The organism is Paraburkholderia sp. BL25I1N1 (assembly GCF_003002025.1).
GTDB lineage: Bacteria > Pseudomonadota > Gammaproteobacteria > Burkholderiales > Burkholderiaceae > Paraburkholderia.
Map to the genome: position 1 here is coordinate 49560 of NZ_PVZB01000025.1, position 24889 is coordinate 74448.

Annotated in this window: 21 protein-coding genes; 11 read left to right on the plus strand and 10 right to left on the minus strand. The window is 62.6% G+C overall.

Annotation, left to right across the window (positions count from 1 at the left end):
- Nucleotides 1-159: 159 nt before the first annotated feature.
- Nucleotides 160-846 carry a response regulator transcription factor gene (locus tag B0G73_RS30570; RefSeq protein ID WP_013590077.1) on the plus strand — a complete coding sequence of 229 codons (687 nt, stop codon included), beginning with the start codon at nucleotides 160-162 and terminating at the stop codon, nucleotides 844-846.
- 134 nt (nucleotides 847-980) lie between these two features.
- The gene (locus tag B0G73_RS30575) at nucleotides 981-2486 is read left to right on the plus strand and encodes a sensor histidine kinase (RefSeq protein ID WP_106284949.1); all 1506 of its coding nucleotides are present in this window, start codon (nucleotides 981-983) and stop codon (nucleotides 2484-2486) included.
- Between the two features lie 64 nt (nucleotides 2487-2550).
- On the opposite strand, the gene B0G73_RS30580 is transcribed toward B0G73_RS30575, so the two are convergent.
- From B0G73_RS30580 to mnmC, 7 genes are all read right to left on the minus strand, one after another.
- A complete protein-coding gene (locus B0G73_RS30580) occupies nucleotides 2551-3069 on the minus strand; it encodes an SET domain-containing protein (RefSeq protein WP_106284893.1) in 519 nt (172 codons plus the stop codon).
- Nucleotides 3070-3284: 215 nt separating this feature from the next.
- The gene (locus tag B0G73_RS30585; RefSeq protein ID WP_106284894.1) at nucleotides 3285-4397 is read right to left on the minus strand and encodes an NADH:flavin oxidoreductase/NADH oxidase; all 1113 of its coding nucleotides are present in this window, start codon (nucleotides 4395-4397) and stop codon (nucleotides 3285-3287) included.
- A 74-nt stretch (nucleotides 4398-4471) separates the two neighbouring features.
- The gene (locus tag B0G73_RS30590; RefSeq protein WP_106284895.1) at nucleotides 4472-5185 is read right to left on the minus strand and encodes a glutamine amidotransferase; all 714 of its coding nucleotides are present in this window, start codon (nucleotides 5183-5185) and stop codon (nucleotides 4472-4474) included.
- 127 nt (nucleotides 5186-5312) lie between these two features.
- The gene (locus B0G73_RS30595; RefSeq protein ID WP_106284896.1) at nucleotides 5313-5951 is read right to left on the minus strand and encodes a MarR family winged helix-turn-helix transcriptional regulator; all 639 of its coding nucleotides are present in this window, start codon (nucleotides 5949-5951) and stop codon (nucleotides 5313-5315) included.
- A gap of 539 nt (nucleotides 5952-6490) precedes the next feature.
- Entirely contained in the window at nucleotides 6491-7606 is a 1116-nt protein-coding gene (locus B0G73_RS30600) for a YbdK family carboxylate-amine ligase (RefSeq protein WP_106284897.1), read from the minus strand.
- 130 nt (nucleotides 7607-7736) lie between these two features.
- Nucleotides 7737-8939 carry a cation:proton antiporter gene (locus B0G73_RS30605; protein WP_106284898.1) on the minus strand — a complete coding sequence of 401 codons (1203 nt, stop codon included), beginning with the start codon at nucleotides 8937-8939 and terminating at the stop codon, nucleotides 7737-7739.
- Between the two features lie 845 nt (nucleotides 8940-9784).
- Nucleotides 9785-11755: a bifunctional tRNA (5-methylaminomethyl-2-thiouridine)(34)-methyltransferase MnmD/FAD-dependent 5-carboxymethylaminomethyl-2-thiouridine(34) oxidoreductase MnmC gene (gene mnmC, locus B0G73_RS30610; protein ID WP_106284899.1), complete on the minus strand. Its 1971-nt coding sequence runs from the start codon at nucleotides 11753-11755 to the stop codon at nucleotides 9785-9787.
- A 494-nt stretch (nucleotides 11756-12249) separates the two neighbouring features.
- Here mnmC and B0G73_RS30615 point away from each other — a divergent pair, with 494 nt between their 5' ends.
- Nucleotides 12250-12528, plus strand: coding sequence for an HU family DNA-binding protein (locus B0G73_RS30615; RefSeq protein WP_006050811.1), 279 nt, complete (start codon nucleotides 12250-12252; stop codon nucleotides 12526-12528).
- Nucleotides 12529-12652: 124 nt separating this feature from the next.
- Here B0G73_RS30615 and B0G73_RS30620 read toward each other — a convergent pair whose 3' ends face one another.
- Both B0G73_RS30620 and B0G73_RS30625 read right to left on the minus strand, forming a co-directional pair.
- Nucleotides 12653-13981: a GTP-binding protein gene (locus tag B0G73_RS30620; protein WP_106284900.1), complete on the minus strand. Its 1329-nt coding sequence runs from the start codon at nucleotides 13979-13981 to the stop codon at nucleotides 12653-12655.
- Between the two features lie 143 nt (nucleotides 13982-14124).
- Complete coding sequence (locus B0G73_RS30625) at nucleotides 14125-14571, minus strand: lytic transglycosylase domain-containing protein (RefSeq protein WP_106284901.1); 447 nt, start codon at nucleotides 14569-14571, stop codon at nucleotides 14125-14127.
- Between the two features lie 512 nt (nucleotides 14572-15083).
- On the opposite strand from B0G73_RS30625, the gene gspD reads away from it, so the two are divergent.
- The 3 genes from gspD to gspF are packed head-to-tail and all read left to right on the plus strand — an operon-like array spanning nucleotide 15084 to nucleotide 20219.
- Nucleotides 15084-17444: a type II secretion system secretin GspD gene (gspD, locus tag B0G73_RS30630; protein WP_106284902.1), complete on the plus strand. Its 2361-nt coding sequence runs from the start codon at nucleotides 15084-15086 to the stop codon at nucleotides 17442-17444.
- A complete protein-coding gene (gene gspE, locus B0G73_RS30635) occupies nucleotides 17441-18997 on the plus strand; it encodes a type II secretion system ATPase GspE (protein WP_106284903.1) in 1557 nt (518 codons plus the stop codon). Before gspD ends, gspE begins: the two co-directional genes overlap by 4 nt.
- Nucleotides 18998-19001: 4 nt before the next feature.
- Entirely contained in the window at nucleotides 19002-20219 is a 1218-nt protein-coding gene (gene gspF / locus B0G73_RS30640) for a type II secretion system inner membrane protein GspF (RefSeq protein ID WP_106284904.1), read from the plus strand.
- 75 nt (nucleotides 20220-20294) lie between these two features.
- Here gspF and B0G73_RS30645 read toward each other — a convergent pair whose 3' ends face one another.
- On the minus strand, nucleotides 20295-20708 hold the full coding sequence (locus B0G73_RS30645; protein ID WP_106284950.1) for a general secretion pathway protein GspC: 414 nt from the start codon (nucleotides 20706-20708) through the stop codon (nucleotides 20295-20297).
- A gap of 173 nt (nucleotides 20709-20881) precedes the next feature.
- On the opposite strand from B0G73_RS30645, the gene gspG reads away from it, so the two are divergent.
- The 5 genes from gspG (at nucleotide 20882) to gspK (ending at nucleotide 24884) form a co-directional block, all read left to right on the plus strand.
- Complete coding sequence (gene gspG / locus B0G73_RS30650; RefSeq protein WP_106284905.1) at nucleotides 20882-21346, plus strand: type II secretion system major pseudopilin GspG; 465 nt, start codon at nucleotides 20882-20884, stop codon at nucleotides 21344-21346.
- Nucleotides 21347-21452: 106 nt separating this feature from the next.
- On the plus strand, nucleotides 21453-22034 hold the full coding sequence (locus tag B0G73_RS30655; protein ID WP_106284951.1) for a GspH/FimT family pseudopilin: 582 nt from the start codon (nucleotides 21453-21455) through the stop codon (nucleotides 22032-22034).
- Nucleotide 22035: 1 nt separating this feature from the next.
- Nucleotides 22036-22452: a type II secretion system minor pseudopilin GspI gene (gspI, locus tag B0G73_RS30660; RefSeq protein WP_106284906.1), complete on the plus strand. Its 417-nt coding sequence runs from the start codon at nucleotides 22036-22038 to the stop codon at nucleotides 22450-22452.
- The gene (locus B0G73_RS30665; protein ID WP_106284907.1) at nucleotides 22430-23116 is read left to right on the plus strand and encodes a type II secretion system protein J; all 687 of its coding nucleotides are present in this window, start codon (nucleotides 22430-22432) and stop codon (nucleotides 23114-23116) included. Before gspI ends, B0G73_RS30665 begins: the two co-directional genes overlap by 23 nt.
- A 481-nt stretch (nucleotides 23117-23597) precedes the next feature.
- The gene (gene gspK, locus B0G73_RS30670; RefSeq protein ID WP_181196676.1) at nucleotides 23598-24884 is read left to right on the plus strand and encodes a type II secretion system minor pseudopilin GspK; all 1287 of its coding nucleotides are present in this window, start codon (nucleotides 23598-23600) and stop codon (nucleotides 24882-24884) included.
- Nucleotides 24885-24889: the final 5 nt, after the last annotated feature.

Consider the following 24889-nt stretch of genomic DNA (forward strand, 5'->3'; position numbering starts at 1 on the left):
GTTGAGAAGCGCCCGGTTGGCGTTTCGAGGCCGCTCGATGCCTGCTTCGTGGCCGCTTCGTGCCAGTTCGGTACGGCCACGCCGCATGCTGCCTGTGCAGCAGGCGCCCCGGCGAACCGCTTGCCCAAACGCCTAACCCATTGTACTTGAGCGAAACTCATGCGACTCCTTCTGATCGAAGATGACCGCCCCATCGCACGCGGCATCCAAAGCAGTCTCGAACAAGCCGGCTTCACCGTCGACATGGTCCACGACGGCATTTTCGCCGAACAGGCCCTTACGCAAAATCGCCATGAGCTGGTGATCCTCGATCTGGGTCTGCCCGGCATCGACGGCATGACGCTGCTCTCGCGCTTCCGTCAGAGCAATCGTCACACGCCGGTGATCATCCTCACCGCGCGCGACGAGCTGAACGACCGCGTGCAAGGCCTGAATTCCGGCGCCGACGACTACATGCTGAAGCCGTTCGAGCCCACCGAGCTCGAAGCGCGCATCCGCGCGGTCATGCGCCGCAGCGGGCCGCACGGCGACATGCCGCGTCCGGAAGTGTCGCTGGGCGGTGTGCGCCTGTCGGGCGTCGATCGCCGCATTTTCAACGACGACAAGCCGCTCGAACTCTCGCCGCGCGAATTCGCTGTGCTTGAAATGCTGCTGCTGCGTCATGGCCGCGTGGTCAGCAAGGCACAGCTGCAAGACCATCTGACGCATTTCGGCGGCGATCTCGGCGACACCGCGATCGAGGTCTATGTGCACCGGGTTCGTAAAAAGCTCGAAAACTGCCGTGTCGAGATCGTCACGGTACGCGGCTTCGGTTATCTGTTGCAGGAAATCCGTCAGGCCGCATAATCGTCGTGAAGGCCGCACGCTACGTTGCGGCCTGACGACGCCAGGCCGGCGCCGCGCACTCGGTGCGCACTTCGCCGGCATCCGGCGATATTTCGCGGTGCTTGCGCCGTTGCTACTTTCCCGCGCGTTCGATCATGCCCCAGCCGGCCGCCAATAGTCTGCGCCGCACGCTGCTGCGGCGCCTCGCTGCTCCCCTTTCGCTGCTCGCGCTCATGAGCGGCCTGATCGCCTACTGGCTGGCGTGGCAGTACACGCAGCACGTGGTCGACCGTTCGCTCGCCGATCTCGCCACCGCGATTTCCAAGCAGATCCAGATTGCCGGCCCGGATGCACGCATCACGGTGCCGCCGCTCGCGCAGGCCATGTTCTCGGACCCAGTCGAGCACCTCGTCTACCGGATCAGCACCGGCGAAACGGAAATTGCCGGCGATCACAATCTTCCGCTGCAAGGCACGAGCGTGCGGCGCATGCATTACGCGTATGTATTCGAAACGCAGCATCAAGGCGTGACGGTGCGAGTGGCGCAGGTCCGGGTCGATCAGCCGACGGGTAATCCGATCGTCGTCGAAGTCGGTCAGCCGGTGCATCACCGGTTTCGCATTGCCGCCGAATTTCTGGTCGCGATCATGATGCCGCTGCTGTTGCTGCTGCTGGCGGGCTGGGTGATCGTATGGCGCGTGGTCAATCAGCAGCTCAATCCGCTTACCGATCTTGCCGATTCGCTGAACCGGCAAACTCACACGTCGCTCGAACCGGTCGATGAAACCTATGTGCCGGTCGAAATTCGCCCGCTGACCGGCGCGTTGAATGCGTTGCTCGGCCGCTTGAAAACGGCGCTCGACGGTCAGCGCAAGTTCATCGCCGACGCCGCGCATCAACTCCGCACGCCGCTCACCGCCGTCAAGCTGCATGCGGAGCAGGCGGCCATCGCGCGCGATCCGCAGCAAACCCTGGCCGCCGTGCGTGAACTGCGCGCCGCGGCTGATCGCGCCGTGCGGCTGTCCAATCAACTGCTCTCGCTCGCACGTGCCGAGCCGGGCGAACAGGCGGCTCGCTTCGTCAACGTGGACATGGCCGCGCTCGCGTTCGACACAGGCGCCGAATGGGTGCCGCGTGCGTTGACGTTCCACGTCGACCTCGGTTTCCAGCGTCTGGACGACCCGAGCAACGGCCATCCGCTGATGGCGCGCGGCAATCCCGTGCTGCTGCACGAAGTACTCGCCAATCTGCTGGATAACGCGCTCAAATACGTGCCGCCGTCGCGCTTCGACGGCGGCCGCATCACGGTGACGGTGTCGCAAACGGTAATCGACGAATTGCGCATGGCGGAGATCATCGTCGAAGACAACGGACCGGGCGTGCCGCGCAACCAGCAGGCCGATCTCTTCAAGCGGTTCTTCCGCGGCGACGGTCAGACCGACGCCGGCGTGGATGGCGGCGCCGGTCTCGGCCTCGCGATCGTCCACGACATCATGGTGCTGCATCACGGCAGCGTGCATTACGAGGATGCCCCAGAAGGCGGCGCACGTTTCATCGTGCGCATTCCGCTAGTGCCGATCACTGTTCAGAGCGATGTAGAGGTGGTTGAACCGAGGCGCCCGGCAAAAAAATCGGCGCACTCGGCGCCGTTGGATATCTGACTGTCTGCAAGCTCGACGGGCGTCTGAATCGATCGCCAACGTGATCGATCAGACAGCCCAAACATCATTTCTTCTTCGCTTTCTTCGCCGACGTTTTGCCCTTGGCCGCCGACTTCCCGGACTTGCCCTTCTCCTTCTCCGGCGCCGCCAGCATCGTGCCGCGGCACTTGCGCGCGCCGCAACGGCATTCGTATTCCTTCTTGAGCTTCTTGGTCTGACGCGCGTCGATCACGAGGCCGTAATCGTAAAAGACCTCCTCACCTTCCGCGATATCGCGCAATGCGTGCACGTATACGTGACCGTCGATTTCTTCGGCTTCGCAGTTCGGCGCGCAGGAATGGTTGATCCAGCGCGCGCTATTGCCGTTCACTTTGCCGTCGATGACCTTGCCGCTGTCGAGTGCGAAATAGAACGTGTGATTCGGTTCGGCCGGATTATGCGGATGACGGCGCAGCGCTTCTTTCCAGGAGATCCGCTCGCCTTTGTATTCGATCAGGCGCTCGCCGGCCGCAATCGGTTCGAGGGCAAACACGCCTTTGCCGTGCACACCCGAACGGCGCACGGCGATCCTGCGTGAACTCATTGAATGAATCCTTGTGAAGAACTGGGGGTGAAGTTTGGCAGCCGTCGATGCCCGCGTCTCGCGCGCTGCTTTTTTCTGCCGCGGATAGCAAACGCGGCGCCTTGCGAGCGCCGCGTCGACCTGCGACGCACGTGCGCCACAACCGGCATCCTACACGCTGAAGACGGCTTCGTTCAACCGTCAAAAAGACGCGCGCCGTTGACGGCTGGCCAACTTCACCGTTGTCCGAACGAAATGTCGCCGAACAATGCCTTTTGCTCGCGCGGTTGCGAACGCCAGTACTGCGGCGGCGCTTCGACCGTCGCACCGAGCTGCGCCGCGGCGTGCCACGGCCAACGCGGGTTGTACAGCAACGCGCGGGCCATCGCGATCAGGTCGGCGTCGCCGTCTTCGATCAGTTGTTCGGCGTGCAACGGGTCGGTGATGAGGCCCACGCCGATGGTCGTGAGGCCGGTTGCTTCCCTAACCGCCTTGGCAAAGGGGATTTGATAACCGGGTTCAAGCGGAATCTTCTGCAACGGCGAGACACCGCCGGACGACACGTCGATCCAGTCGCAGCCGCGCTTTTTCAGCTCCTGGGCGAACGCGATGGTGTCTTCCAGCGTCCAGCCGCCTTCGACCCAGTCCGTCGCGGAGACACGCACGCCGACCGGTTTGTCGGCGGGAAAGGCAGCGCGCACGATATCGAAGATTTCAAGCGGAAAGCGCATGCGATTTTCCAGCGAGCCGCCGTAGTCGTCGTCGCGCTGATTGGCGATCGGCGAGAGGAACTGATGCAGCAGATAGCCGTGCGCCGCGTGCACTTCCAGTCCATCGACACCGAGCCGCGCGGCACGGCGAGCCGAGGCCGCGAATGCTTCGCGGATGCGGTTCAGCGCAGGCGTGTCGAGCGCCAGCGGCGGTTCTTCGCCGGCCTTGTGCGGCAACGCGGACGGCGCGAGCGGCAGCCATCCGCCTTGCGACACTGGAATCAGCTGGCCGCCTTCCCACGGTGCGTGGCTCGACGCCTTGCGCCCGGCGTGCGACAGCTGCATCGTGACCTTGATGTGCGAATGCTTGCGGATCGCGGCCAGCACGGGCACGAGCGCGGCTTCGGTGACGTCGTCCCACAGGCCGAGATCGCCTGGTGTGATGCGACCGTCCGGCTCGACCGAGGTCGCCTCGATGCACAGCATGCCGGCACCGGATAACGCCATGCTGCCGAGATGGATCATGTGCCACGCGGTTGCCTCGCCACGGTCGGCGGAATACTGGCACATCGGGGACACGACGATACGATTGGGAAGCGTCACGCTACGCAGCGTGAGCGGAGAAAAAAGCGCGCTCATGGATTACGCCCAGTAGAAACCCGAGAGCGATCGAGCATAGCACCGCAAGTGATTTAGTGCTGGCCCATAGCCATTCAGGGTTTCGCCTCGACCTGATCGAGCCACTCGCCGAACATCCGGCACGCGGCGGCTTCGAGCGCGGGACCGAATTTCGCGGTCTCGGCCCGCAACTGGCGCGCGTCGATGCCGTGGCCAACCAGTTCGCCCGCGTTGCCGATCAGCCAGGGCTCGAAGCGATCCGTCCGGATCTCCGGATGACACTGCAGGCCCAGCACATGATTGCCCCAGGCGAACGCCTGGTTTTCGCAAGCCGGCGTCGACGCAAGCCGCGTTGCCTTGTCAGGCAGATCGAAGGTGTCGCCGTGCCAATGCAGCATGGAGGTCTGCGCGCCGTCCAGATGACGGACCGGCGAAGCGCGGCCGGCGTCGGTCAGCGTAAGCGGCGACCAGCCGAGTTCGGTTCGACCCGCGGGATAGACGCGAGCGCCAAGAGCACGCGCGATCAATTGAGCGCCGAGGCAGATGCCGAGAGTCGGCAAACCCGCAGCGATGCGTTTCTCGATCATGGACAGCAACGGCACGAGCGTCGGATAAAGCGCGTCGTCGGTTGCGCTGATCGGGCCGCCGAGCACCACCATCAGCGACGCGGAAACCGGGTTCGGCGCTTCGATGCGGGCGAAGCCCACGTCGAGATAGCGGACCGGGCGCCCGCGCTCGCCGAGCACCAGCTCAAGACTGCCCAGATCCTCGAAGTGCACGTGGCGAATGGCCAGAACTTCGCGATTCATCGGCCTGTCCCACCTTCAGGTTGACTAAAGACTTGCCGCCACGCGGCACCAGTCGGCTGACGGGCGGCAAACGCCGCCCGCTGAAGCCGGCTTGGCAGTGTAGCGGATTGTCCCGGAAGAAGCCGCCTTATTGGGCGAAGATCTTCCAGGTCTTCTTCTGGGTGGCGACGTCGGCCATCTCATACACCGAGCAGTCGAGGCGCAGATCCGTATCCGACATGTTCAGGTCGAGCAACGCGCAATGATGCGGCGTCTTCTTCGGGTTCTTGCTCGGCTCGAAATGCGTGCAGCTCAGACACATGCGGTGCGGCGGAATCGTGCCTTGCGCTTCCAGCTGATGAACGGTCTTGAGCAGCGTGCGATAGAACACAGCCTGCTCGTCCTCACGCAGCGTGCCGACCGCCTTGGCCAGGAAGTCCGGCCATTGCGCCGCGCGCTTCGCAGCCGTACGGCCACGAGCCGTCAGGCGGACCGCGAGGGCACGGCCGTCGTCGAGGGCACGGCGCTTTTCGACCAGCCCTTTGGTTTCGAGCGTGCTGACTGCATCACTTGTCGTCGCGGCGGTGAGCGCCGTTTCGCGGGCAATTTCGCCGAGACGCATCGGGCCTTTGCGCTGCATCAGCAAGACCAGAATTTCGCCCTGGGTGGGTGTCAGGCCAGCGCCCTCCGCCCATTCCCAAGCCTGGCTCCGCATCGCCGTGCTCAATCGCAATAGGCTGTGGGTCACCCGCCCGGTCGCCTGTTCTCCGTATACGCCTTCGCTCATAATCTTCGATTGGTTTATTTACAGCTTTCGTACGACGCCGGCGAACTGCTTGCCGACCGCGCCCGTAGCCTGTGTGGGGTAGCCTCGCCCAACTGCGGACAAGACGGTTTTCTACTATCTCAAAAATTTACCGCCTTGCAAGGCAAAGCAGCGGAAACGACATTCTATGCGAGAGCGGCGAATCGTACAGCTAAGTTATTCAACACAAGTTGTGGATAACCACGGGAAAACTCAGGGATGGCTTGTGCGCCGATTCTTGATAAGCACCCAAGCCTGATCAGCCTGTCACAAAGTTGTCCTCGTATACCGGCGCCGATGCACCCTCGATCAGCTCAGTTACGGTTTACGCAGCGCGTTGACTTTGCAGGGAATTATTCAGTTGTCCACAGGCAGATGCAATGCTTGTTAACTACTACTACGTTTGTATACATTAACGGTATAAAAACCTAAGGCACGCCGAGCTGGAAAATTAATTTATTGAAAAAAACCCGCTCGAGGCGGGTTTCCTTACGATTTCACGCAGGCCATCAAGCCTGCGGTTAGGCCCGCCACTGCAAACACTGCTGCCTGACGGCTTCATGCAGAGACTTTTCCCGTTCGACGACACCGCGTAACCAGGTTGCATCATTCACCTGACCGCGAGCGATCGCGCCGATCTCGGCAAGCGCATTGCCCGAACCCAACGCTTCGGCGTGCGGAGCAATCAGATCCAATGTTTCGAGGATGTCTTCGGAAATCGTCTTGCGCTCGCCCGTTTGCGGATTGATGCAGGTGCCGGCCAGGCCGAAGCGGCATGCTTCGAAACGATTGAACGTGTAGACCAGGTAATCGTCTTCTTGCGGCGTGATCGGTTTGTCGAGCAGCAGATGCCGGGCAAGCGTCTGGATGTAGCAGGCAATCGCCGCCGCGCGATCCACGGACAACGGCGTGTCCATCACACGAACTTCGATCGTGCCGAAACCCGGCTTCGGCCGGATGTCCCAGTAGAAATCTTTCATGCTGTTGACGACGCCGGTGTGGACCATCTTCGAGAAATATTCCTCGAAACTGTCCCACGTCAGGACGAACGGCGCGCGGCCCGACAGCGGGAACGCGAACACGGAATTCAGTCGTGCCGAATGAAAACCGGTATCGACACCCTGCACGAACGGCGACGACGCGGACAACGCAATGAAATGCGGAATGAAGCGCGACATGGAATGCAGCAGATAGAGCGCACTGTTCGGATCCGGGCAGCCGATATGCACGTGCTGGCCGAACACCGTGAATTGCTTGGCAAGATAGCCGTACAACTCGGAGAGATACTGAAAACGCGGCGTATCGACGATCTGCCGCTCGCTCCATTGCTGGAACGCATGCGTGCCGCCGCCGCACAAACCGACGTTCAGATGATCCGCCGCGGAAACCAGCGTGTCGCGAATCTTGCGCAAGTCGGCGACGGCCTGCTCGTGCGTCGTGCAAATGCCGGTCGACAACTCGATCATGCTTTCGGTGATTTCCGGCGTGATGTTGCCGGGGATCTTTTCGTCCTTGATGAGGCGCAGCAGATCCGAGCCGGCTTTGGTCAGATCATAGTCATGCGTATTGACGATCTGCATCTCGAGTTCGACACCGAAGGTGAACGGTTTCGAATCGATGAAGGGTTCGAGTGACATGGCGTCCCCTGAGTCAGGTCGGCCGGGCGTGCGTCACATGCCCGGCCGTTTTTGAATCGAATATAAGTTGCAAAAAGCGTATGAAACATCGGGCTTCGAGCAGCACAACGCGCTCTTTGCCTCGCGCTTGCTATTCGCGCCGTTCAGCGACCAACGCCAGGCTGCGATAGACGAGCCACGGCCCGAGAATTTGCAGCACGAAAATGGAACACATCACGATCGCGCGCAGTTGCGGATCGAAATTCGGATACAGGTTGTAGGTGTCGTCGACCAGCAGATACGCGAGCGCCGACATCGGCGATAAGGACAGACCGAGCGCCATCCCCTGCTTCCAGTTCAAGCCGCTCGGCTTGGCGAACGCCAGCACGCCCACCAGTTTCGCCACGAGGCGCGCAACAATCAGACCCAGCGCCGCGACGCCGCCGAGCGCGATGTCTTTCCATTCGAACGAAGTCAGCGTCAGCACGAACAGAATCACGGTCAGCAACCAGCCGGCCGTGCCGAAGTGCTCCGGCCACAACTGCGGACGCGCTTCATGATTTTTCACGATGATGCCCGCGGCCAGCAACGCAAGAATGGTCGACAGCTTGAACAGATGCGCGACCGCGATGGCCAGCAGCACCAAGCCGAACAGCGCGACGAACGAGTGCTCGTCCTGCATGTTCAACCGTCGATAAAAGAATGTGCAGGTACGCGCGAGCAGATACGCGAGCACGAGCGAGCCGACCAGCAGATAAAGGGGCTGCAGGATGGTTGCGAATACGTTGCCGTACATCTCCTGATGCAGCCAGCTCGATACGAGCTTCTCGATCACCACGGCATACATGCTGTTCAGCGCGGTCAAGGTCAACAGACGCTGGGTGACCTGGCCTTCCGCGCGCAATTCCGTTTTCAGCTGGATCACCATGGCCGGCGACGTCGCCATGGCGATCGCGGCGAGCACGGTTGCGACCATCAGCGGCACGTTGAGGAACAGCAAAACCGGCAAGACGAGCGCGAAAGTCAGCGTGGCTTCGGCGACGCTCGACAGAATCAGCCACGGATTCCGACGGATCCAGCGCAAATCGAGCCGGCTGCCGAGTTCGAACAGCAACAAACCGAGCGCGACATCGAGCAGCGGCCGCGCGGCGCTCGCGGAATCCGCGTCGATCACGCCCGATCCGGCCGCACCGGCAATCAGACCAATCACCGCATAACCGGAAATGCGCGGTAAACGCCACGCGCGATAGCACAGCTCACCGCACAGGCCGGCGGCGAGCAATGCGAGACCAGCCCAAAAAATGGCGTCGGGTGAAAGCGGCCAGGCTGGAAAAAATGAAAACGCCGAATTCATCGTAATGGGTTCTCCTTAGCAGCAACGGCAGGCGACACGAACCGGCACGAACACCGGCGAGCGGGGTGGGCACATGAAGCGCTCACTGTCGCGATCGCTTCGCGTGGCCAGCGTTGCGAGTTTTTCAACGATCGGATGATCTGAATGCCCGGCAGCAGTAAGGAACCTGGCGCATTCGGGGTGCGGCCGTAGCAACCGGCACGGTGATAGAGCGCCGTCGACTTTGAATCAGATTCTGATTGAGCGGCACCGTTCCGTTTGCTGCGTGTGCCGCTGTAGAGACAGGGCACGACGCGGAAAAGAACGGCGATTGTGCCATAGCTTTTTCAGCCTTGACCGAAAAGGCGCGAACATGCTGGCAAAACGGTAAAAACGTACGTTATCTCGCTGGCGTGAGGAAAAACCGACCGTTTTCAGCGCGAATCCTGCCGGTCAAACGGCTAGTTTGATCGCGGCAAATGTGCTTTTCGGGACATCGCGGCGGAAGTTTTGCACGGTTCAGAAGCGGTCCGAGCTACGCCGATAAGCTCTGCCCCTGCCACGGTCTTTCTGTTTACAGGTTTACCGTATGTATACGTAGTAACAGTTAACAAGGTGCCTCGGTTTCTGTGGATAACTCCTGTTTACCGAAACGAATCATCGCTTTGCGGACGGCATAACCGGATGCACAGCATGTGCGGGAGCGGCGCGTATACAAGGGTAACTTTTGGCGCTTTTCGACGACGGCCAAGTTACCCCGTTTACGTCCACAACGGTTCCACACCTGTTGCGCCGGTAAACCAAGCGGTTATCCACAACTTTCAGTGGATAACCGATCTGGCGAACCGGCTGGGCGGGGCCTGCGGTTAACTCACCGTTCCCTGACGCAATGCGCGCAACAGGAAGCGCGCCGGGTCGATGTCTTCAGCCAGATCCCGTTCAAGCGGCCAAGGTTCGCCTTCGAGTTGCGAAGCGATCAGTTCCGCGCCGAGCGCCGCCCATACGAGGCCGCGTGAACCGTACGCAAAGGCGCCGTAGAGGCCATCCGTCCGCGGCAGATCAAGTGGCCACGCGCCGCGCAGATGCGGGGCGTCAAGCGCAGCCTGCGCTTCGTCGGCGAGCTGGCCGATCATCGGCATGCGATCGCTGGTGACGCAGCGGAACGCGACGCGTCCCGCGAAGTCCACCGATTGAGCCCGTTCGACGACATCCCTGAACGCCGGCAGCATCTGCGCGACGCGTTCAAGGTTTTCCAGCTGGCCGTCCGCGCGCAACGATGTGTCGGGGTCGTCGAGCTCATACGTGGCGCCGGTGAGCGTGACGCCGCCCGCCAGCGGCACCGCATAACCCTCGCCGATCACCGGCATCTGAAGTGTCGGCGACATCGCTCCGGCCGGCAGCAAAGTGAGTTGACCGCGAATGCTGCGAGTCGGCGCATGCTGCAAACCAGCGATGCGCGCTGCATCGTGTGCAGTCGCGACGATGACCACCGGCGCACGCACGATGGCCTCGCCCGATGTATCGAATACGGTCCATTCACCACCGGACCGCTCGATTCGCGCGACGTCCACACCGAAGCGGCGCTCCAGTAGTGAACCCGCCGCGGCACACTGCGCGGCGCATAGCGACGCCGGGTCGATCCAGCCACCGTGTGGAAAGAACCATCCACCGCGCGCGAGCGGCATGCCGGCGAGCCGCTGCGCTTCATATGAAGAGACGGGCGTGACGTAGTCGGACGGATAGCCGAATGCAGCGATCGCTTCTCGGATCGAGCGGGCCTCGTCGTCATCCGCGGCGATCTGCAATAGGCCCTGACCTCCGCGCAACGGCGCGTGACCGAGCCGCTCGAGCGCGGTCCAACGGCTGAGCGCGTACAGAAAGCCGGCACGCGTGACGCGCGAGGCGACGCTGTCGTCGCGCGAAATCATGGGATGGAACACGCCGGCCGGATTACCCGATGCCTCCTGCGCGACCGAAGCGTGCCGCTCCAGCGACGTCATGCGCCAGCCGCGCGCGGCGAGCCGCTCGATCACGGCGCAGCCGGCCAGCCCCGCGCCGATCACCACCGCATGCCTTTCGTCGACTGCGAGCGGCGCCGGTGGCTCGTGACGGCGCACGCGCCAGCGCGGCGCGAAATGGCCGACCAGCATCGCCCGTTTCCAGCCGAAGCCGTCCACCTTGCGGTACTCGAAGCCGCATTGCGTCAACGCGCGCTTGATGTCGCCGGCGCTACTGTAAGTGGCGAACGTGGCGCCCTCGCCTGCCAGCCGCGCGAGCGCCTTGAAGATCATCGGAGTCCAGAGCTCGGGATTCCTTGCGGGCGCGAAGCCGTCGAGATAAAACGCATCGGCGCGCAGCCTCAAGGCCGGCAGGCGCTCCTGCGCGTCGCCGAAAACGAGCGTGAGCACCACGCGCCCTTCATCGAATTCGAGCCGATGCGTGCCGGGAACGAGCATCGGCCAGGCGTTCGCGAGCGCTTGCGCGAGAGCGGCGATCTCCGGGTCGGAAATCGTCGCTGCAATCACCTTGCGCAAATCGCCGACGGTAAAGGGATGCTTTTCGGTCGACACGAAATGCAGCCGCTCGCACCGCGACGGGTCGGTGCGCCACGCGGCCCAGGTCATCAGAAAATTGATGCCCATGCCGAAGCCGGTCTCCAGCACAGTGAAAATGCGACGGCCCTGCCACCGATCGGGCAGCGAATTGCCGTGCAGAAATACGTATCGAGCCTGTTCGAGACCGCCTACGGCGCTGTGATAAATGTCGTCGTATAGCGGCGAAAAAGGTGTGCCGTTGTCGCGAAAAGCGAGGCCGGCAGGGATCAGCGGATCGGTCATGCGCGACGGAAAATGACGCTCGGAAAAATGCCCCCGCACCTGTCGCTTCGCGCCAGGCCCCGCGAGGGAGATGAGAAAACTTGGGGCGAGCCGGCGTCTTCGCACACGCGGTCGAAGCTTGCCTTCCGCGCGCGAAGCTCGCCGGACGGCGAAAAAGACCCGCCGAACGTTGGCAAAAACCAACGCCAAGCCCCGTCCATACTAGGTTTCAGGCCTCGGTTGAAGGTTGCCGAGCGCAAAAATTGCGATTTCCTTGCGATATCGACCCCGGAACCGCGTAAATCTTCGAAACCCTTGTCCTGATTGGGTTTGCGCTGCGCTATCATAGCAAGCGCCGCGACGGGAGCGGCAGCACGGCCGACGGGCAGTCATCTGTCCGGCGCTATTGGTCCGGAGGGGATCCGGAGCCGGCGCTGCTCGACGGCGCGGCCCGCGCACGTATAATCGGCGCGTTCGCGCTGTTCGTGTCAACCTAAACTCAGAAAGGAACCTTAATGAACAAACAGGAACTGATCGACGCTGTCGCAGGACAGACGGGCGCCAGCAAGGCTCAAACCGGTGAAACGCTGGACACGTTGCTTGAAGTGATCAAGAAGTCTGTGTCGAAGGGTGATGCGGTCCAGTTGATCGGCTTCGGCAGCTTCGGTTCGGGCAAGCGCGCAGCGCGTACGGGGCGTAACCCCAAGACCGGCGAAACTATCAAGATCCCGGCCGCCAAGACCGTCAAGTTCACGGCTGGTAAGGCGTTCAAGGATGCAGTCAACAAGCGCTAAGCAGACTACTGCCAGGCAGTTGACACCCGCCAACGGCGGGTTTTTTTTCGCCTGCGCATTGTGGATGGGAAAGCCGCGACGGGCGTCGCGGCGCGATTGCGCCGAGCGGCGAGGACCGTTCAGTTCAGTCGTGACGATGCACGATCTCACCGTGGCCATGACCGTCGTGATCGTGATCGTGACCGTGATCGTGGTCATGATGATCGTGGTCGTCTTCGTCGAAGTCCCAGGCCGGGAACGGATCGGCGAACTGCTCCCACGCTTGCGGTCCCTGCGCGTATTCATCGTCGGTCAGCAGGCACGCGTCGAACTTCGCTTTCCAGACCGCGGCGTCGATGCCGACACCGATCATCACCAGTTCCTGGCGACGGTCGCCGATGCTCAGATCGTCCGGATCGCCGTACCAGTCCGCGGCGATTTCGGCGGCCAACTCGTCGTCGCCATCGGGCCACTCGCTGCGATCCTGAGCGGCCCACCACATGCCCGCCGGACCGTGCCGGCAAGCACCGCCCGCCTGCGAGAGCGAACCGGCGATATCGTTACGCGTGGCGAGCCAGAAGAAGCCCTTGCTGCGCAATACACCTTTCCACTCCTGATGCAGCAACGTCCATAGGCGTTCCGGATGAAACGGTCGGCGCGTCCGGTAAATGAAATTGCCGATGCCGAATTCGTCCGCCTCGCCGTGATGAGCATGGCCGTGCTCATGGTCATGCTCATGATTGAGCGATGTTAGCCAGCCCGGCGCGCTTGCCGCCTCGTCGAAATCGAAGCGGCCGGTGTTTAGCACCTGCTCAAGCGGCACGTCGCCAAAACGTGCGACCACTTGCACTGCGCGCGGGTTGATCCGGCCGAGAATGCGCTGCAGGCGCGTGAGTTCGTCCGCGCTCACCAGATCGGCCTTGTTCACCACCAGCACGTCGCAGAATTCGATCTGCTCGATCAGCAACTCGACCAGCGTGCGGTCGTCTTCCTCGGTCGCGGCGATGCCGCGCTCAGCGAGCGCGTCGGCCGAACCGTAGTCGCGCAGAAAATTGAACGCATCGACCACGGTCACCATTGTGTCGAGCCGCGCGACGTCGGCGAGCGACGCGCCTTCATCGTCGACGTAGGCGAAGGTCTCGGCGATCGGCATCGGCTCGGCCACGCCGGTCGATTCGATCAGGATCGCGTCGAAACGCTGCTCGCCGGCCAGCCGCTTGATCTCGACCCGCAGATCGTCGCGCAGCGTGCAGCAGATGCAGCCATTCGACAGTTCGACGAGTTGCTCCTCGACGTGAGAAAGCGCGGCGGCGTCGCGCACGAGGGTCGCGTCGATATTGACGGCGGCCAGATCGTTGACGATCACGGCCACGCGTAAACCCGCGCGATTCGCGAGGATGTGATTCAGGAGCGTGGTCTTGCCGGCGCCCAGAAAACCGGAGAGCACGGTGACGGGCAGTAGCGGCTGGTTCATCGCAGTACGGAGAAGCTAGGGGATTGGAAGGCACGCCGGGCGCGGCGCCGCATGACTGCGGACCGCAACGAGGTCGAACCTCGGCGGCGGCACGAAGCCGCATTGTGCATCAAAACGGGCGGAGTTCGCGTGATGTGGCCGGATCAGCGTGCAGCCGGCATCAGATTCCACTTGCGCAGGATCGCGGCGATCTGCTGCGCGTACTTGTCGCGCAGCGCGGGCGTTTCGGAGTGGTAGGCGCCGATGGCCTGCCAGGTGTTGCCGTACTTGTTCATCTGACGGCGCAGATGCCACGCCGCTATATAGACGTTCTTGCACGGTTCCATCAGCGTGCCTTGCGAGATGCCATACTGGGCGAGCACGGGCAGATGGATCGAATTGATCTGCATCACGCCGTAGTCGGTCGAGCCGTTTGCATTTTTATGCGTTGCGTCGGGACGATTGTGCGACTCCTGCCACGCAATTGCGCGCAGAATCAAGGGGTTGACCTTCTGATACTTCGCTGCTTCGTCAAAGCAATCGGCGCGTGCGGACCCTGCTGCTATCAGCATGGCAAGTCCCACAGCGACGGTGACGAAGCTTCGTTTCATCAGTCAAGAGCACTAAGCAAAGCGCAAGAGTAAGGTTCGGTAAGGCATCGTATCGGCCATACTTCAGCCGCTGACGGTCGCCGGGCCACAGGCCTGAGGTTTGTCGGACATCGGGAAAACCCGCGTCGGCAACCTGCAACAGGGACTCGAACGGCTCGTATCATACCGGCAGGCGGACCCTCGTCAAGTTGGCTAACCGACATAAGGGAGCAGAAAACGAAGCGTTTTTGCGCCCAATCGTCTGACTTTCCATTGGCTTTCAATTGTTTGACAACAGGCGGCGATTTCTAGAGAAATCGCGCAAGACAGTTCGTTTTGTGACAAATCAGACATGAAAAACTGTTACTGTTCATTTTTTTCGGACATCGCACGGCGGCCGACGAGGGCGAAAATCGTCCGCGAGGCTGGCCGGCAGACCGTCAGAGCGGCGGCCTGCTCGCATGTCCGCACTGCATGACCGTCGACAGCTAGGGCTGTCGGCATCGAAACCTTATTCCATGAGAAGAAATCGTATGGCTTTGCGTCGCGTCGCAACGGCGCTGCTGGTGGCTGGCTTGATCACCGCGCAGACAGCACAGGCACAGGTGACACTGAACTTCGTCAACGCGGACATAGACCAGGTGGCCAAGGCGATTGGCGCGGCAACCGGCAAAACGATCATCGTCGACCCGCGCGTGAAAGGTCAGTTGAATCTCGTGTCGGAGAACGCGGTGCCTGAAGATCAGGCACTGAAAACCTTGCAGTCCGCCTTGCGCATGCAGGGCTTCGCGCTCGTGCAGGACCACGGCGTACTGAAAGTCGTGCCCGAGGCCGACGCAAAGCTGCAAGGCGTGCCGACCTATGTCGGCAATACGCCTACGGCTCGCGGCGACCAGGTTGTCACGCAGGTATTCGTTCTGAAGAACGAATCGGCCAACAATCTGCTGCCGGTGCTGCGTCCGCTCATCTCGCCGAACAATACCGTCGCGGCCTATCCAGCCAACAACACGATTGTAGTCACTGACTACGCCGACAACGTGCGGCGTATTGCCCAGATCATCCAGGGCGTGGATTCCGCGGCGGGCCAGTCGGTATCCGTGGTGCAACTGAAGAACGCGAATGCGATCGACATCGCCACGCAACTCAACAAGATGCTCGACCCGGGTTCGATCGGCAGTACCGACGCGACGCTGAAGGTATCGGTCACCGCCGACCCGCGCACCAACTCGCTGCTGATCCGCGCGTCGAACGGCGCGCGCCTCGCGGCGGCGAGGACTCTGGCGAAAGAACTCGATACGCCGACCACCATGCCCGGCAACATTCACGTCGTGCCGCTGCGCAACGCGGACGCGACGAAGCTCGCGAAGACCTTGCGCGGCATGTTCGGCAAAGGCGGCGAGACCGGCTCGTCGAGCAACTCGAACGACGCGAATTCGTTCAACCAGAACAACACCGGGGGCATAGGCGGCAACAATTCGACGGGCTCGTCGGGTACGCCGCCGCTGCCGTCGGGCGGACTCGGCAGCAGCTCTCTGGCTTCGCCGATGGGCGGCAGCGGCAGCGGCGGCGGATACGGCGCGGGCGGCTCCAATAACGGCGGGTTCGGCAACGAGAAGGACAAGAGCGACGACAACCAGCAAGGCGGCATGATCCAGGCGGATTCCGCGACCAACTCGCTGATCATCACGGCGGCCGAGCCGGTGTACCGCAATTTGCGCGCGGTGATCGACCAGCTCGACGCACGTCGCGCGCAGGTCTATCTCGAGGCGTTGATCGTCGAGTTGAACTCGAACACGAGCGGCAACCTCGGCATTCAGTGGCAGGTAGCGAACAATTCGATCTTCGCCGGCACGAACCTGCAGACCGGATCGAGCAACAGCATCATCAACCTGACGGCGGCCGCCGCAGCGGCCGGCACCACCGGCGGGCTTGCCACCGCGCTCGGCAACGGGGCTTTGCAGCAGGGCCTGAACGTCGGCTGGATTCACAACATCTTCGGTGTGCAAGGACTGGGCGCGCTGCTTCAGGCGCTGTCGCAGACCGCGGACGCGAACGTGCTGTCCACGCCTAATCTCATTACGCTCGACAACGAGGAAGCGAAGATCGTCGTCGGTACGAACGTGCCGATTCAGACGGGTTCGTATTCGAATCTGACGAGCGCGACGGCGACTTCCGCGTTCAATACCTACGACCGCGTCGACGTCGGTCTGACGCTGCACGTGAAGCCGCAAATCACGGACGGCGGCATTCTCAAGCTGCAGCTCTACACAGAAGACTCGGCAATCGTCACCGGCACGAACAACGCGGCGACCAACCCGGCCGGCCCGGAATTCACCAAGCGTTCGATCCAGTCGACGGTGCTTGCCGATAACGGCGAGATCATCGTGCTGGGCGGTTTGATGCAGGACAACTACCAGGTCAGCAACAGCAAGGTGCCGCTGCTCGGCGATATTCCGTGGATCGGCCAGCTGTTCCGCTCGGAACAGAAGACCCGCAACAAGACCAACCTGATGGTGTTCCTGCGCCCTGTGATCATCAGCGATCGCGGTACGGCTCAAGCCGTGACGTCGAATCGCTACGACTACATCCAGGGCGTGCAAGGCGCGTACAAGCAGGACAACAACCTGATGAAGGACAACGACGATCCGGTGGTTCCGCCGATGCCGATCGGTCCGAGCCAGGGTGGTTCGCCCGCGATGAATCTGTTCGATCTCGACAAGATGCGTCGTCAACAGTTGGCGCCGCCGCCGGCCAACGGCGGAGCGCCCACGAATGGCGGCGCCGCTACCAACGGTAACGCCGTGCAGAGCAGTCCGGCCACCGTCGGGCCTGCCATACAGAGCAGCCCCGGGACCGTGACGCCGTCCACCACGTCGCCTGGAGTGCGGCCGTGAGCACGCCGTCCACGCCGCCGTCAGCGTCTGCTACGCCAGCCGCAACGCGAGCCGGTGCCGCAACACTAGCGCCCGCCGGCGCGACGGAGCATGCCGGGCGCGAGGCGCCCTCCGCCATCGCCGCGCGCCTCGTGCCGTACGGCTTTGCCCGTGCCGGCCAGATTCTGGTCGCGCATCAGCATGCGGACAGCCTCGAGGTCTGGATCAGCGAACGCACGAGCGACGCCGCGCTGTCCGAAGTAGCACGTAACTTCGGCGCGGTGTCGATCGTACGGCTGCCTGCCGACGAGCTCACGCAGGCGATCAACCAGGCGTATGCGCGCCAGGACGGCAGCGCTGCGCAGGTGGTCGGCGAAGTGGAGGGCGAAGTCGATCTCTCGCGCCTGATGCAGGACATTCCCGAAGTGGAGGATCTGCTGGAGTCGGAAGACGACGCCCCGATCATCCGCATGATCAATGCGCTGCTCACGCAAGCGGCGCGCGAGCAGGCGTCGGATATTCATATCGAGCCGTTCGAGACTTCTTCCGTCGTGCGCTTTCGCGTCGACGGTACGTTGCGCGACGTCGTGCGGCCGAAGAAAGCGCTGCACGGCGCACTGATCTCGCGGATCAAGATCATGGCGCAGCTCGATATCGCCGAAAAGCGTTTGCCGCAGGACGGCCGTATCACGCTGCGCGTGGGCGGCCGTCCGGTCGACGTGCGCGTCTCCACGCTGCCGACCGGCCACGGCGAACGCGCGGTGCTGCGTCTGCTGGAAAAAGACGCGTCGCGCCTGAACCTCGAAGCGCTCGGCATGGCGTCGGATACGCTCGGCAAGTTCGACAAGCTGATCGGCAGGCCGCACGGCATCGTGCTGGTGACCGGGCCGACCGGTTCCGGTAAAACGACCACGCTGTATGCGGCCATGTCACGGCTCGAAACCGCGACCACGAACATCATGACGGTCGAGGATCCGATCGAATACGACCTGTCGGGCATCGGCCAGACGCAGGTCAACGAACGGATCGGCATGACCTTCGCGCGGGCCTTGCGCTCGATTTTGCGGCAGGACCCGGACGTCATCATGATCGGTGAAATCCGCGACCTCGAAACCGCGCAGATCGCGGTGCAGGCGTCGTTGACGGGCCACCTCGTGCTGGCCACGCTGCACACGAACGACGCGGCATCCGCCGTGACGCGTTTGACCGACATGGGTGTCGAACCGTATCTGCTGGCGTCGTCGCTGCTCGGCGTGCTGGCGCAGCGGCTGGTGCGGCGCCTGTGCCCGATATGCCGCGAAGAGCGTGTCGAGGAAGACGGCAGCGTGCGCTATCACCCGGTCGGTTGCGACCGGTGCGGCCATTCCGGTTACGCGGGACGCCGCGGCGTCTACGAATTGCTGCTGATCGACGACGACATCCGCACGCTGGTTCACCGCAACGCAGCCGACGCGGAGATTCTCGCGGCCGGCCGTGCGCAAGGCATGCGCACGCTGCGCGAAGATGCGGACCGCTGGCTCGCCTCCGGGCTGACATCGCTCGAAGAAGTGATCCGCGTCACGGGCGGAGCATAAGCGCATGCCGGCATTTCGTTTCGAAGCGATCGACGCGGCGGGCAAGGCGCAAAAAGGCGTGCTCGACGCGGACAGCGCGCGCGGCGCGCGGACCAATCTGCGCTCGCAAGGACTGACGCCGCTCGTCGTGGAACCGGCGGCCACACGCACGCGCGGCGAGCGCAACCAGCGGCTGTCGCTGGGGCGGCGTCTGTCGCAACGCGAGCAGGCGATCCTGACGCGCCAGCTCGCCAGCCTGCTGATCGCGGGCCTGCCGCTCGACGAAGCGCTCGCGGTGCTGACCGAGCAATCGGAGCGCGACTACATTCGCGAACTGATGGCGTCGATTCGCGCGGAAGTGCTCGGCGGCCATTCGCTGGCCAATGCATTGACGCAGCATCCTAAAGACTTCCCCGAGATTTATCGCGCGCTGGTCGCGGCGGGCGAACATACCGGCAAGCTCGGGCTCGTGCTGTCGCGGCTCGCCGACTACATCGAGCAACGCAACGCGCTGAAGCAGAAGATCGTGCTCGCGTTCACGTACCCGACCATCGTCACGATCATCGCTTTCGGCATCGTCACGTTTCTGTTGAGCTACGTCGTGCCGCAGGTGGTGAACGTGTTCGCCAGCACCAAGCAGCAACTGCCCTTCCTCACCATCATGATGATGGCGCTCTCCGGATTCGTGCGGAACTGGTGGTGGGCGATGCTGATCGGCGTGGCCGTGCTGGTGTATCTGGTGCGTTCGGTTCTGAGGCAGCCCGGTCCGCGCCTCGCGTTCGACCGTTGGCTGCTCACCGCACCGCTGCTCGGCAAACTCGTACGCGGCTATAACACGGTGCGCTTTGCCAGCACGCTCGGCATTCTCACCGCGGCGGGCGTGCCGATTCTGCGCGCGCTGCAAGCCGCCGCCGAAACGCTCAGCAACAACGCGATGCGCGAGAACATCGACGATGCGATCGTGCGGGTGCGCGAAGGCACGTCGCTGTCGCGCGCGCTCGGCAATACGAAGACTTTTCCGCCCGTGCTCGTTCACCTGATCCGTTCGGGCGAAGCGACCGGCGACGTGACCACGATGCTCGACCGCGCGGCCGACGGTGAAGCGCGCGAACTCGAACGCCGCACGATGTTCCTGACGAGTCTGCTGGAGCCGTTGCTGATTCTGGCGATGGGGGGCGTGGTGCTGGTGATCGTGCTGGCGGTGATGCTGCCGATCATCGAATTGAACAACCTGGTGCAGTAGGAATGGATTGCGCGGTCACTGCTAGAGGTCACCGCGCAATCGATTGAAGCGACGCTGCTGTTCAGCGCCCGGGCTTCAGCGCACGTAGATCGTCGGACCTGCGGGATTGGCTGGCAGGAATACTTCGGAATGCGCGCCATTGCGGTCGATGATGATCGAGCGGGCGCGGACTTCGGAGAGTTTGGTGCCTTTCATCAGCGCGCTGCCGAGCGACACCGCATGCGGCGGTTCGCCGCCCACGCTGACGATGGCCGCGGCGCCTTCCCGCAAAGCGAGGATGCCGAACAGCCGCACGTCCTGGTTGGCGTTGCGCGTGAGCTGGCCGCCGAATAGCGTGGCAGCCTGCTCGGTCGAGATCTGCGCGTGCGCGGCGGCTGCGGGCAAGGGCGCACCGGACAACGTGCTGAGCGTGATGACCCAGTAGGTGAGCGTCGCGCAGAACACGGCGAACAGCGCGAGCGACAGAAGGCGGATTTGGATGGCGTTCATGCGCATCATTGTACGGACTATTGTGAAAATTGCGTTGGGCTGAAAGCGCCTTCTCACGACCCTTCAACTGCATGACATTAAAATGACCGGCCGGGCGTGTTCAATGGCACCCAGATTGCCAAAACGCGAATCCCGCCGAGTCAAAAATTTCACCTGAAAAGAGGTAGCAAGCTATGCAACTGTCGACCACTCGCCGTCATGACATCGCGGGTCCGCGCAGCCGTCGTCAACGCGGGTTCACGCTGATCGAAATCATGGTCGTGATCGCGATTCTGGGCATTCTGGCCGCATTGATCGTGCCGAAGATCATGAGCCGTCCCGACGAAGCGCGCCGTGTCGCCGCCAAGCAGGACATCGGCACGATGATGCAGGCGCTGAAACTCTATCGTCTGGACAACGGCCGTTATCCGACGCAGGAGCAAGGCTTGCGCGCGCTGATCGAAAAACCGGCCACGGACCCGGTGCCGAGCAACTGGAAAGACGGCGGTTACCTGGAGCGTCTGCCGAACGATCCGTGGGGTAACGCTTACCAGTATCTGAATCCGGGCGTGCACGGCGAGATCGACGTGTTCAGCTACGGCGCTGACGGCAAAGCGGGCGGCGAGGGCAACGACGCCGACGTCGGCTCGTGGCAGTAGGCGCTCGAGGAGTTGGTGTTTTCATGCGTGCGGTGGGATTGACCCTCGCACGTTCCCGTCGATGCATCGTCGTTTGATTTTGAGTTGATTGTTCGTGGCCGGCACTATGCGATTGTCCCCTTGCAAGTCCCGTGTGGACACGCCCTGTACGGCTCCGTTGCCGCGCGCGGCGCGGGCCAGCGTGCGCTCGCAAGGCGTGCGTCACCCGCGTGAGGCGGGCCGGCCCGGCGGCGGCAAACGCGCGGCGGGTTTCACACTGCTCGAAATGCTGGTGGTGCTGGTGATTGCGGGCTTGCTGGTGTCTTTGACCGCGTTGACGATGACACGCAATCCGCGCACTGATCTGAACGAGGAAGCACAGCGTCTCGCGCTGCTGTTCGAATCGGCTGGCGACGAAGCGCAGGTGCGCGCGCGGCCGATCGCCTGGCAACCGCTCGATGGCGGCTTTCGCTTCGACTTGCGCACCGAAGACGGCTGGCGTCCGCTACGTGACGATCTGCTGGGGCCGCGTCGCTGGGAAGGTGGCGTGACCGGGGTGAGCATCAGCTATCCGGGTTCGGATTCGCAGCCCAGCCGTATCGTATTCGGCACCGAGGCGATCGACGTGCCTGTGCAGATCACGCTGTTTTCGGCAGCCGGGAGCGCGACGATAGTCAGCACCGGCAATGGCCGCTACGAGGTGCACTGAGATGCGTCGTTGCAGGAGCATGACGGCTCGCGAGAAGGTTCACGGCGCGCAGCGCGGTTTCACAATGATCGAAGTGCTGGTGGCGCTGGCGATCATCGCGGTGGCGTTGGCCGCGTCGTTGCGCGCGGTGGGCAGTCTGGCGAGCGGCGAGGCCGATCTGCACCGCCGTTTGCTGGCGGGCTGGAGCGCGGACAATACCTTGGCGCAACTGCATCTGACGCATGCCTGGCCGAACGTCGGCTCGACGAGTTTCGACTGTTCGCAGGGCAACTTGCAGCTGGTCTGTACGGAGCAGGTGACGGCCACGCCGAACCCGGTGTTTCGTCGGGTGGAAGTGATGGTGACGATGCCGGGCGGTTCCGGCAATCTGGCTCAGATGGTGACGGTGGTCGCGAATGAAAACAACCGTTCGCTCTGAGCGCCGCCGCCCGTTGAGGGCAAGGGGCGCGCGTGGTTTCACGCTGATCGAATTGCTGGTGGCGATTGCGATTCTGGCGGTGATTGCCGTGCTGTCGTGGCGAGGGCTCGACCAGATCATTCGCGGGCGGCAGACCATCACGAGCGCGATGGAGGACGAGCGCGTTTTTGCGCAGCTGTTCGACCAGATGCGGATCGATGCGCGGCAGGCCGCGTCGGATGATGAAGCTGGGCAGGCGGCGGTGTCGGTGTCCGGCAGCGTGTTGCAGATCGTGCGGGAATTTCGGTTGCCGGGCGCGGCGCCGCGGTTGCAGGTGGTGCGGTATCGGGTGTCCGATGGACGCGTGATTCGATATGCGTCGCCGCCGTTGGCGAATATGGGGGAATTGCGGCGGGCTTTGCGCGGCAGTGAAGGTGAAGGGTGGAGTGGTGTGCCGTTGATGGGCGGTGTTGGGTCTATTTCTGCTCAGGTTTATGTGCCTAAGGTGGGGTGGACTACGCAGATGGGTGAGGTGCAGAGTGCTATTACCGAGGCTGACAATAATCTTAAGGTGCCCCAGTTGGGGAGTGCGCCGCTGCCGCGGTCGGTGACGGGGTTGCAGGTGAGTGTCGGGGCTAAGTCGTTGGCGCGGCCTGTTACTCGCGTTTTTCTCGTCGGAGAGTGATATGAGGTTCTCGGTTTTGTCTTTCCGACGGGAGTGTCTGGCGGTTTTTGGTGTTGGCCTTTCCTTGAATTCTTTGTGGTCTATTAGCGTTGCCCCTGTGCGGGGCGGCACTTACTTTCTTTGCCGCCGCAAAGAAAGTAAGCAAAGAAAGCGGCTTCACACCGCTAACGTACAAGCGGGGCCCCCGCACAGTCACTTTTGTGGCGCGATCAACGCACCATCCCTCGCACAGCCAACCGCAGTGACCAAGCAGTCATCCGCTCCGGCGGCGCTTCGCGCGCCGGGCGGCAAGCAATTAAACCAGCAGTCCCTGGCAATGCCGGAGTACGCCTCATGGTATCTCCGGTCTGCTTCGGTGTCTGGGCATGCACCCGCACCTAATTCGGCGCCCCACCGAGGCGAAGCCGACGGCCCCCGCTCCGCCAAAACGCAGGCACCGCGCTCTACCCTTCCGGCGAGCACGGAGTGCGAGGCGGGAGGTATGACGGCCTTGTCACCGGGGTTGAATGTGCGAGGAGACAGATTCCAGATGGTCCACTACCGAGGCTGTGCGGGGGATCCGCTTAGCATTGGCGGTGTGAAGCGGCTTTCTTTGCCTACTTTCTTTGCCGCGGCAAAGAAAGTAGGTGCCGCCCCGCACAGGGGCAACGCTAATAGACCACAAAGAATTCAAGGAAAGGCCAACAAAACCCAAAAAACCAAAAAAACCCAAACCGGCGTAGCCATAATCAGCGCATTACTAGTAGTCGCACTATCAGCGATCCTAGTGTCAGGCATGCTCTGGCGCCAGCAAGTCCAGATCCGAAGGATAGAAAACCAGCGCCTCCTGTCCCAAGCCCAATGGGTAGCCCGCGGCGCGCTAGATTGGACACGCCTGATCCTCCGCTCAGAAGGCGACACATCAGCCGGCATCACATACCTTGGCGGTCTATGGGGCGTCCCAATAGCCAAAACCCGCCTATCCGATTTCCTGGGCCAAATAGGCGAAGTAAGAGCACAACAAGGCGCAGAAACCTACCTATCGGGATCAATCGAAGACGCCCAGGCAAAATTCAACCTGCGAAACCTGGTCGAAAGCCCAGCCCCGGGCGTGATGCAACTGGACATGGACCAGATCGGCGCCTACCAGCGCCTATTGGCATCGCTCGGCGCAAACAGCCAGCTGGCAAAAACCACGGCAATCCAGGTCCGCGCGAGCCTCGCACAATCGGCAACCCGTTTCCAGACCATCACTTCGACGAACGGCACCACCGCGACCCCGCCGCCGATCCAGGGCGGCGCCACCGGCGGCAGCTTCACCAACAAACCGGGTATCGAAGACAGCGACGACAGCTCCGCGAACGCGCCGATCCAGATGACCAGCGTCGACTCGCTGCTCGATATCCCCGGCTATACGCCCGAAATGGTCGCGCGCCTGCGCCCCTTCGTCACCGTGCTGCCGACCGTCTCGGCGGTCAACGTGAACACGGCTTCGGCCGAAGTCATCGCGGCGGTCGTACAAGGAATGAGCCTGTCGACGGCGCAAGCCTTCGTCGCGCGCCGGCAAACGGTGTTTTTCCGCAATGTCGGCGACATTCAGCTCGCGTTGCGCGGCGCCGGCGTGCAATCGGTCTCGATCGACCCGAGCGAACTCGACGTCAACTCGAATTACTTCCTCATTCACGGCCGCGTGCAGCACGAACGCGCCGAAGTGGACCGCACGACCCTCGTCTATCGCGACGCATTGACTCACACTACGCGTATCGTGCGAGTAGAAGACCAACTATGAATAAC

Excerpts from the sequence above, each read along its gene's own strand:
- B0G73_RS30570 (WP_013590077.1), top strand. The coding sequence starts at position 160 with ATGCGACTCCTTCTGATCGAAGATGACCGCCCCATCGCACGCGGCATC.
- B0G73_RS30575 (WP_106284949.1), top strand. The coding sequence starts at position 981 with ATGCCCCAGCCGGCCGCCAATAGTCTGCGCCGCACGCTGCTGCGGCGC.
- B0G73_RS30580 (WP_106284893.1), bottom strand. The coding sequence starts at position 3,069 with ATGAGTTCACGCAGGATCGCCGTGCGCCGTTCGGGTGTGCACGGCAAA.
- B0G73_RS30585 (WP_106284894.1), bottom strand. The coding sequence starts at position 4,397 with ATGAGCGCGCTTTTTTCTCCGCTCACGCTGCGTAGCGTGACGCTTCCC.
- B0G73_RS30590 (WP_106284895.1), bottom strand. The coding sequence starts at position 5,185 with ATGAATCGCGAAGTTCTGGCCATTCGCCACGTGCACTTCGAGGATCTG.
- B0G73_RS30595 (WP_106284896.1), bottom strand. The coding sequence starts at position 5,951 with ATGAGCGAAGGCGTATACGGAGAACAGGCGACCGGGCGGGTGACCCAC.
- B0G73_RS30600 (WP_106284897.1), bottom strand. The coding sequence starts at position 7,606 with ATGTCACTCGAACCCTTCATCGATTCGAAACCGTTCACCTTCGGTGTC.
- B0G73_RS30605 (WP_106284898.1), bottom strand. The coding sequence starts at position 8,939 with ATGAATTCGGCGTTTTCATTTTTTCCAGCCTGGCCGCTTTCACCCGAC.
- mnmC (WP_106284899.1), bottom strand. The coding sequence starts at position 11,755 with ATGACCGATCCGCTGATCCCTGCCGGCCTCGCTTTTCGCGACAACGGC.
- B0G73_RS30615 (WP_006050811.1), top strand. The coding sequence starts at position 12,250 with ATGAACAAACAGGAACTGATCGACGCTGTCGCAGGACAGACGGGCGCC.
- B0G73_RS30620 (WP_106284900.1), bottom strand. The coding sequence starts at position 13,981 with ATGAACCAGCCGCTACTGCCCGTCACCGTGCTCTCCGGTTTTCTGGGC.
- B0G73_RS30625 (WP_106284901.1), bottom strand. The coding sequence starts at position 14,571 with ATGAAACGAAGCTTCGTCACCGTCGCTGTGGGACTTGCCATGCTGATA.
- gspD (WP_106284902.1), top strand. The coding sequence starts at position 15,084 with ATGGCTTTGCGTCGCGTCGCAACGGCGCTGCTGGTGGCTGGCTTGATC.
- gspF (WP_106284904.1), top strand. The coding sequence starts at position 19,002 with ATGCCGGCATTTCGTTTCGAAGCGATCGACGCGGCGGGCAAGGCGCAA.
- B0G73_RS30645 (WP_106284950.1), bottom strand. The coding sequence starts at position 20,708 with ATGAACGCCATCCAAATCCGCCTTCTGTCGCTCGCGCTGTTCGCCGTG.
- gspG (WP_106284905.1), top strand. The coding sequence starts at position 20,882 with ATGCAACTGTCGACCACTCGCCGTCATGACATCGCGGGTCCGCGCAGC.
- B0G73_RS30655 (WP_106284951.1), top strand. The coding sequence starts at position 21,453 with ATGCGATTGTCCCCTTGCAAGTCCCGTGTGGACACGCCCTGTACGGCT.
- gspI (WP_106284906.1), top strand. The coding sequence starts at position 22,036 with ATGCGTCGTTGCAGGAGCATGACGGCTCGCGAGAAGGTTCACGGCGCG.
- B0G73_RS30665 (WP_106284907.1), top strand. The coding sequence starts at position 22,430 with ATGAAAACAACCGTTCGCTCTGAGCGCCGCCGCCCGTTGAGGGCAAGG.
- gspK (WP_181196676.1), top strand. The coding sequence starts at position 23,598 with ATGACGGCCTTGTCACCGGGGTTGAATGTGCGAGGAGACAGATTCCAG.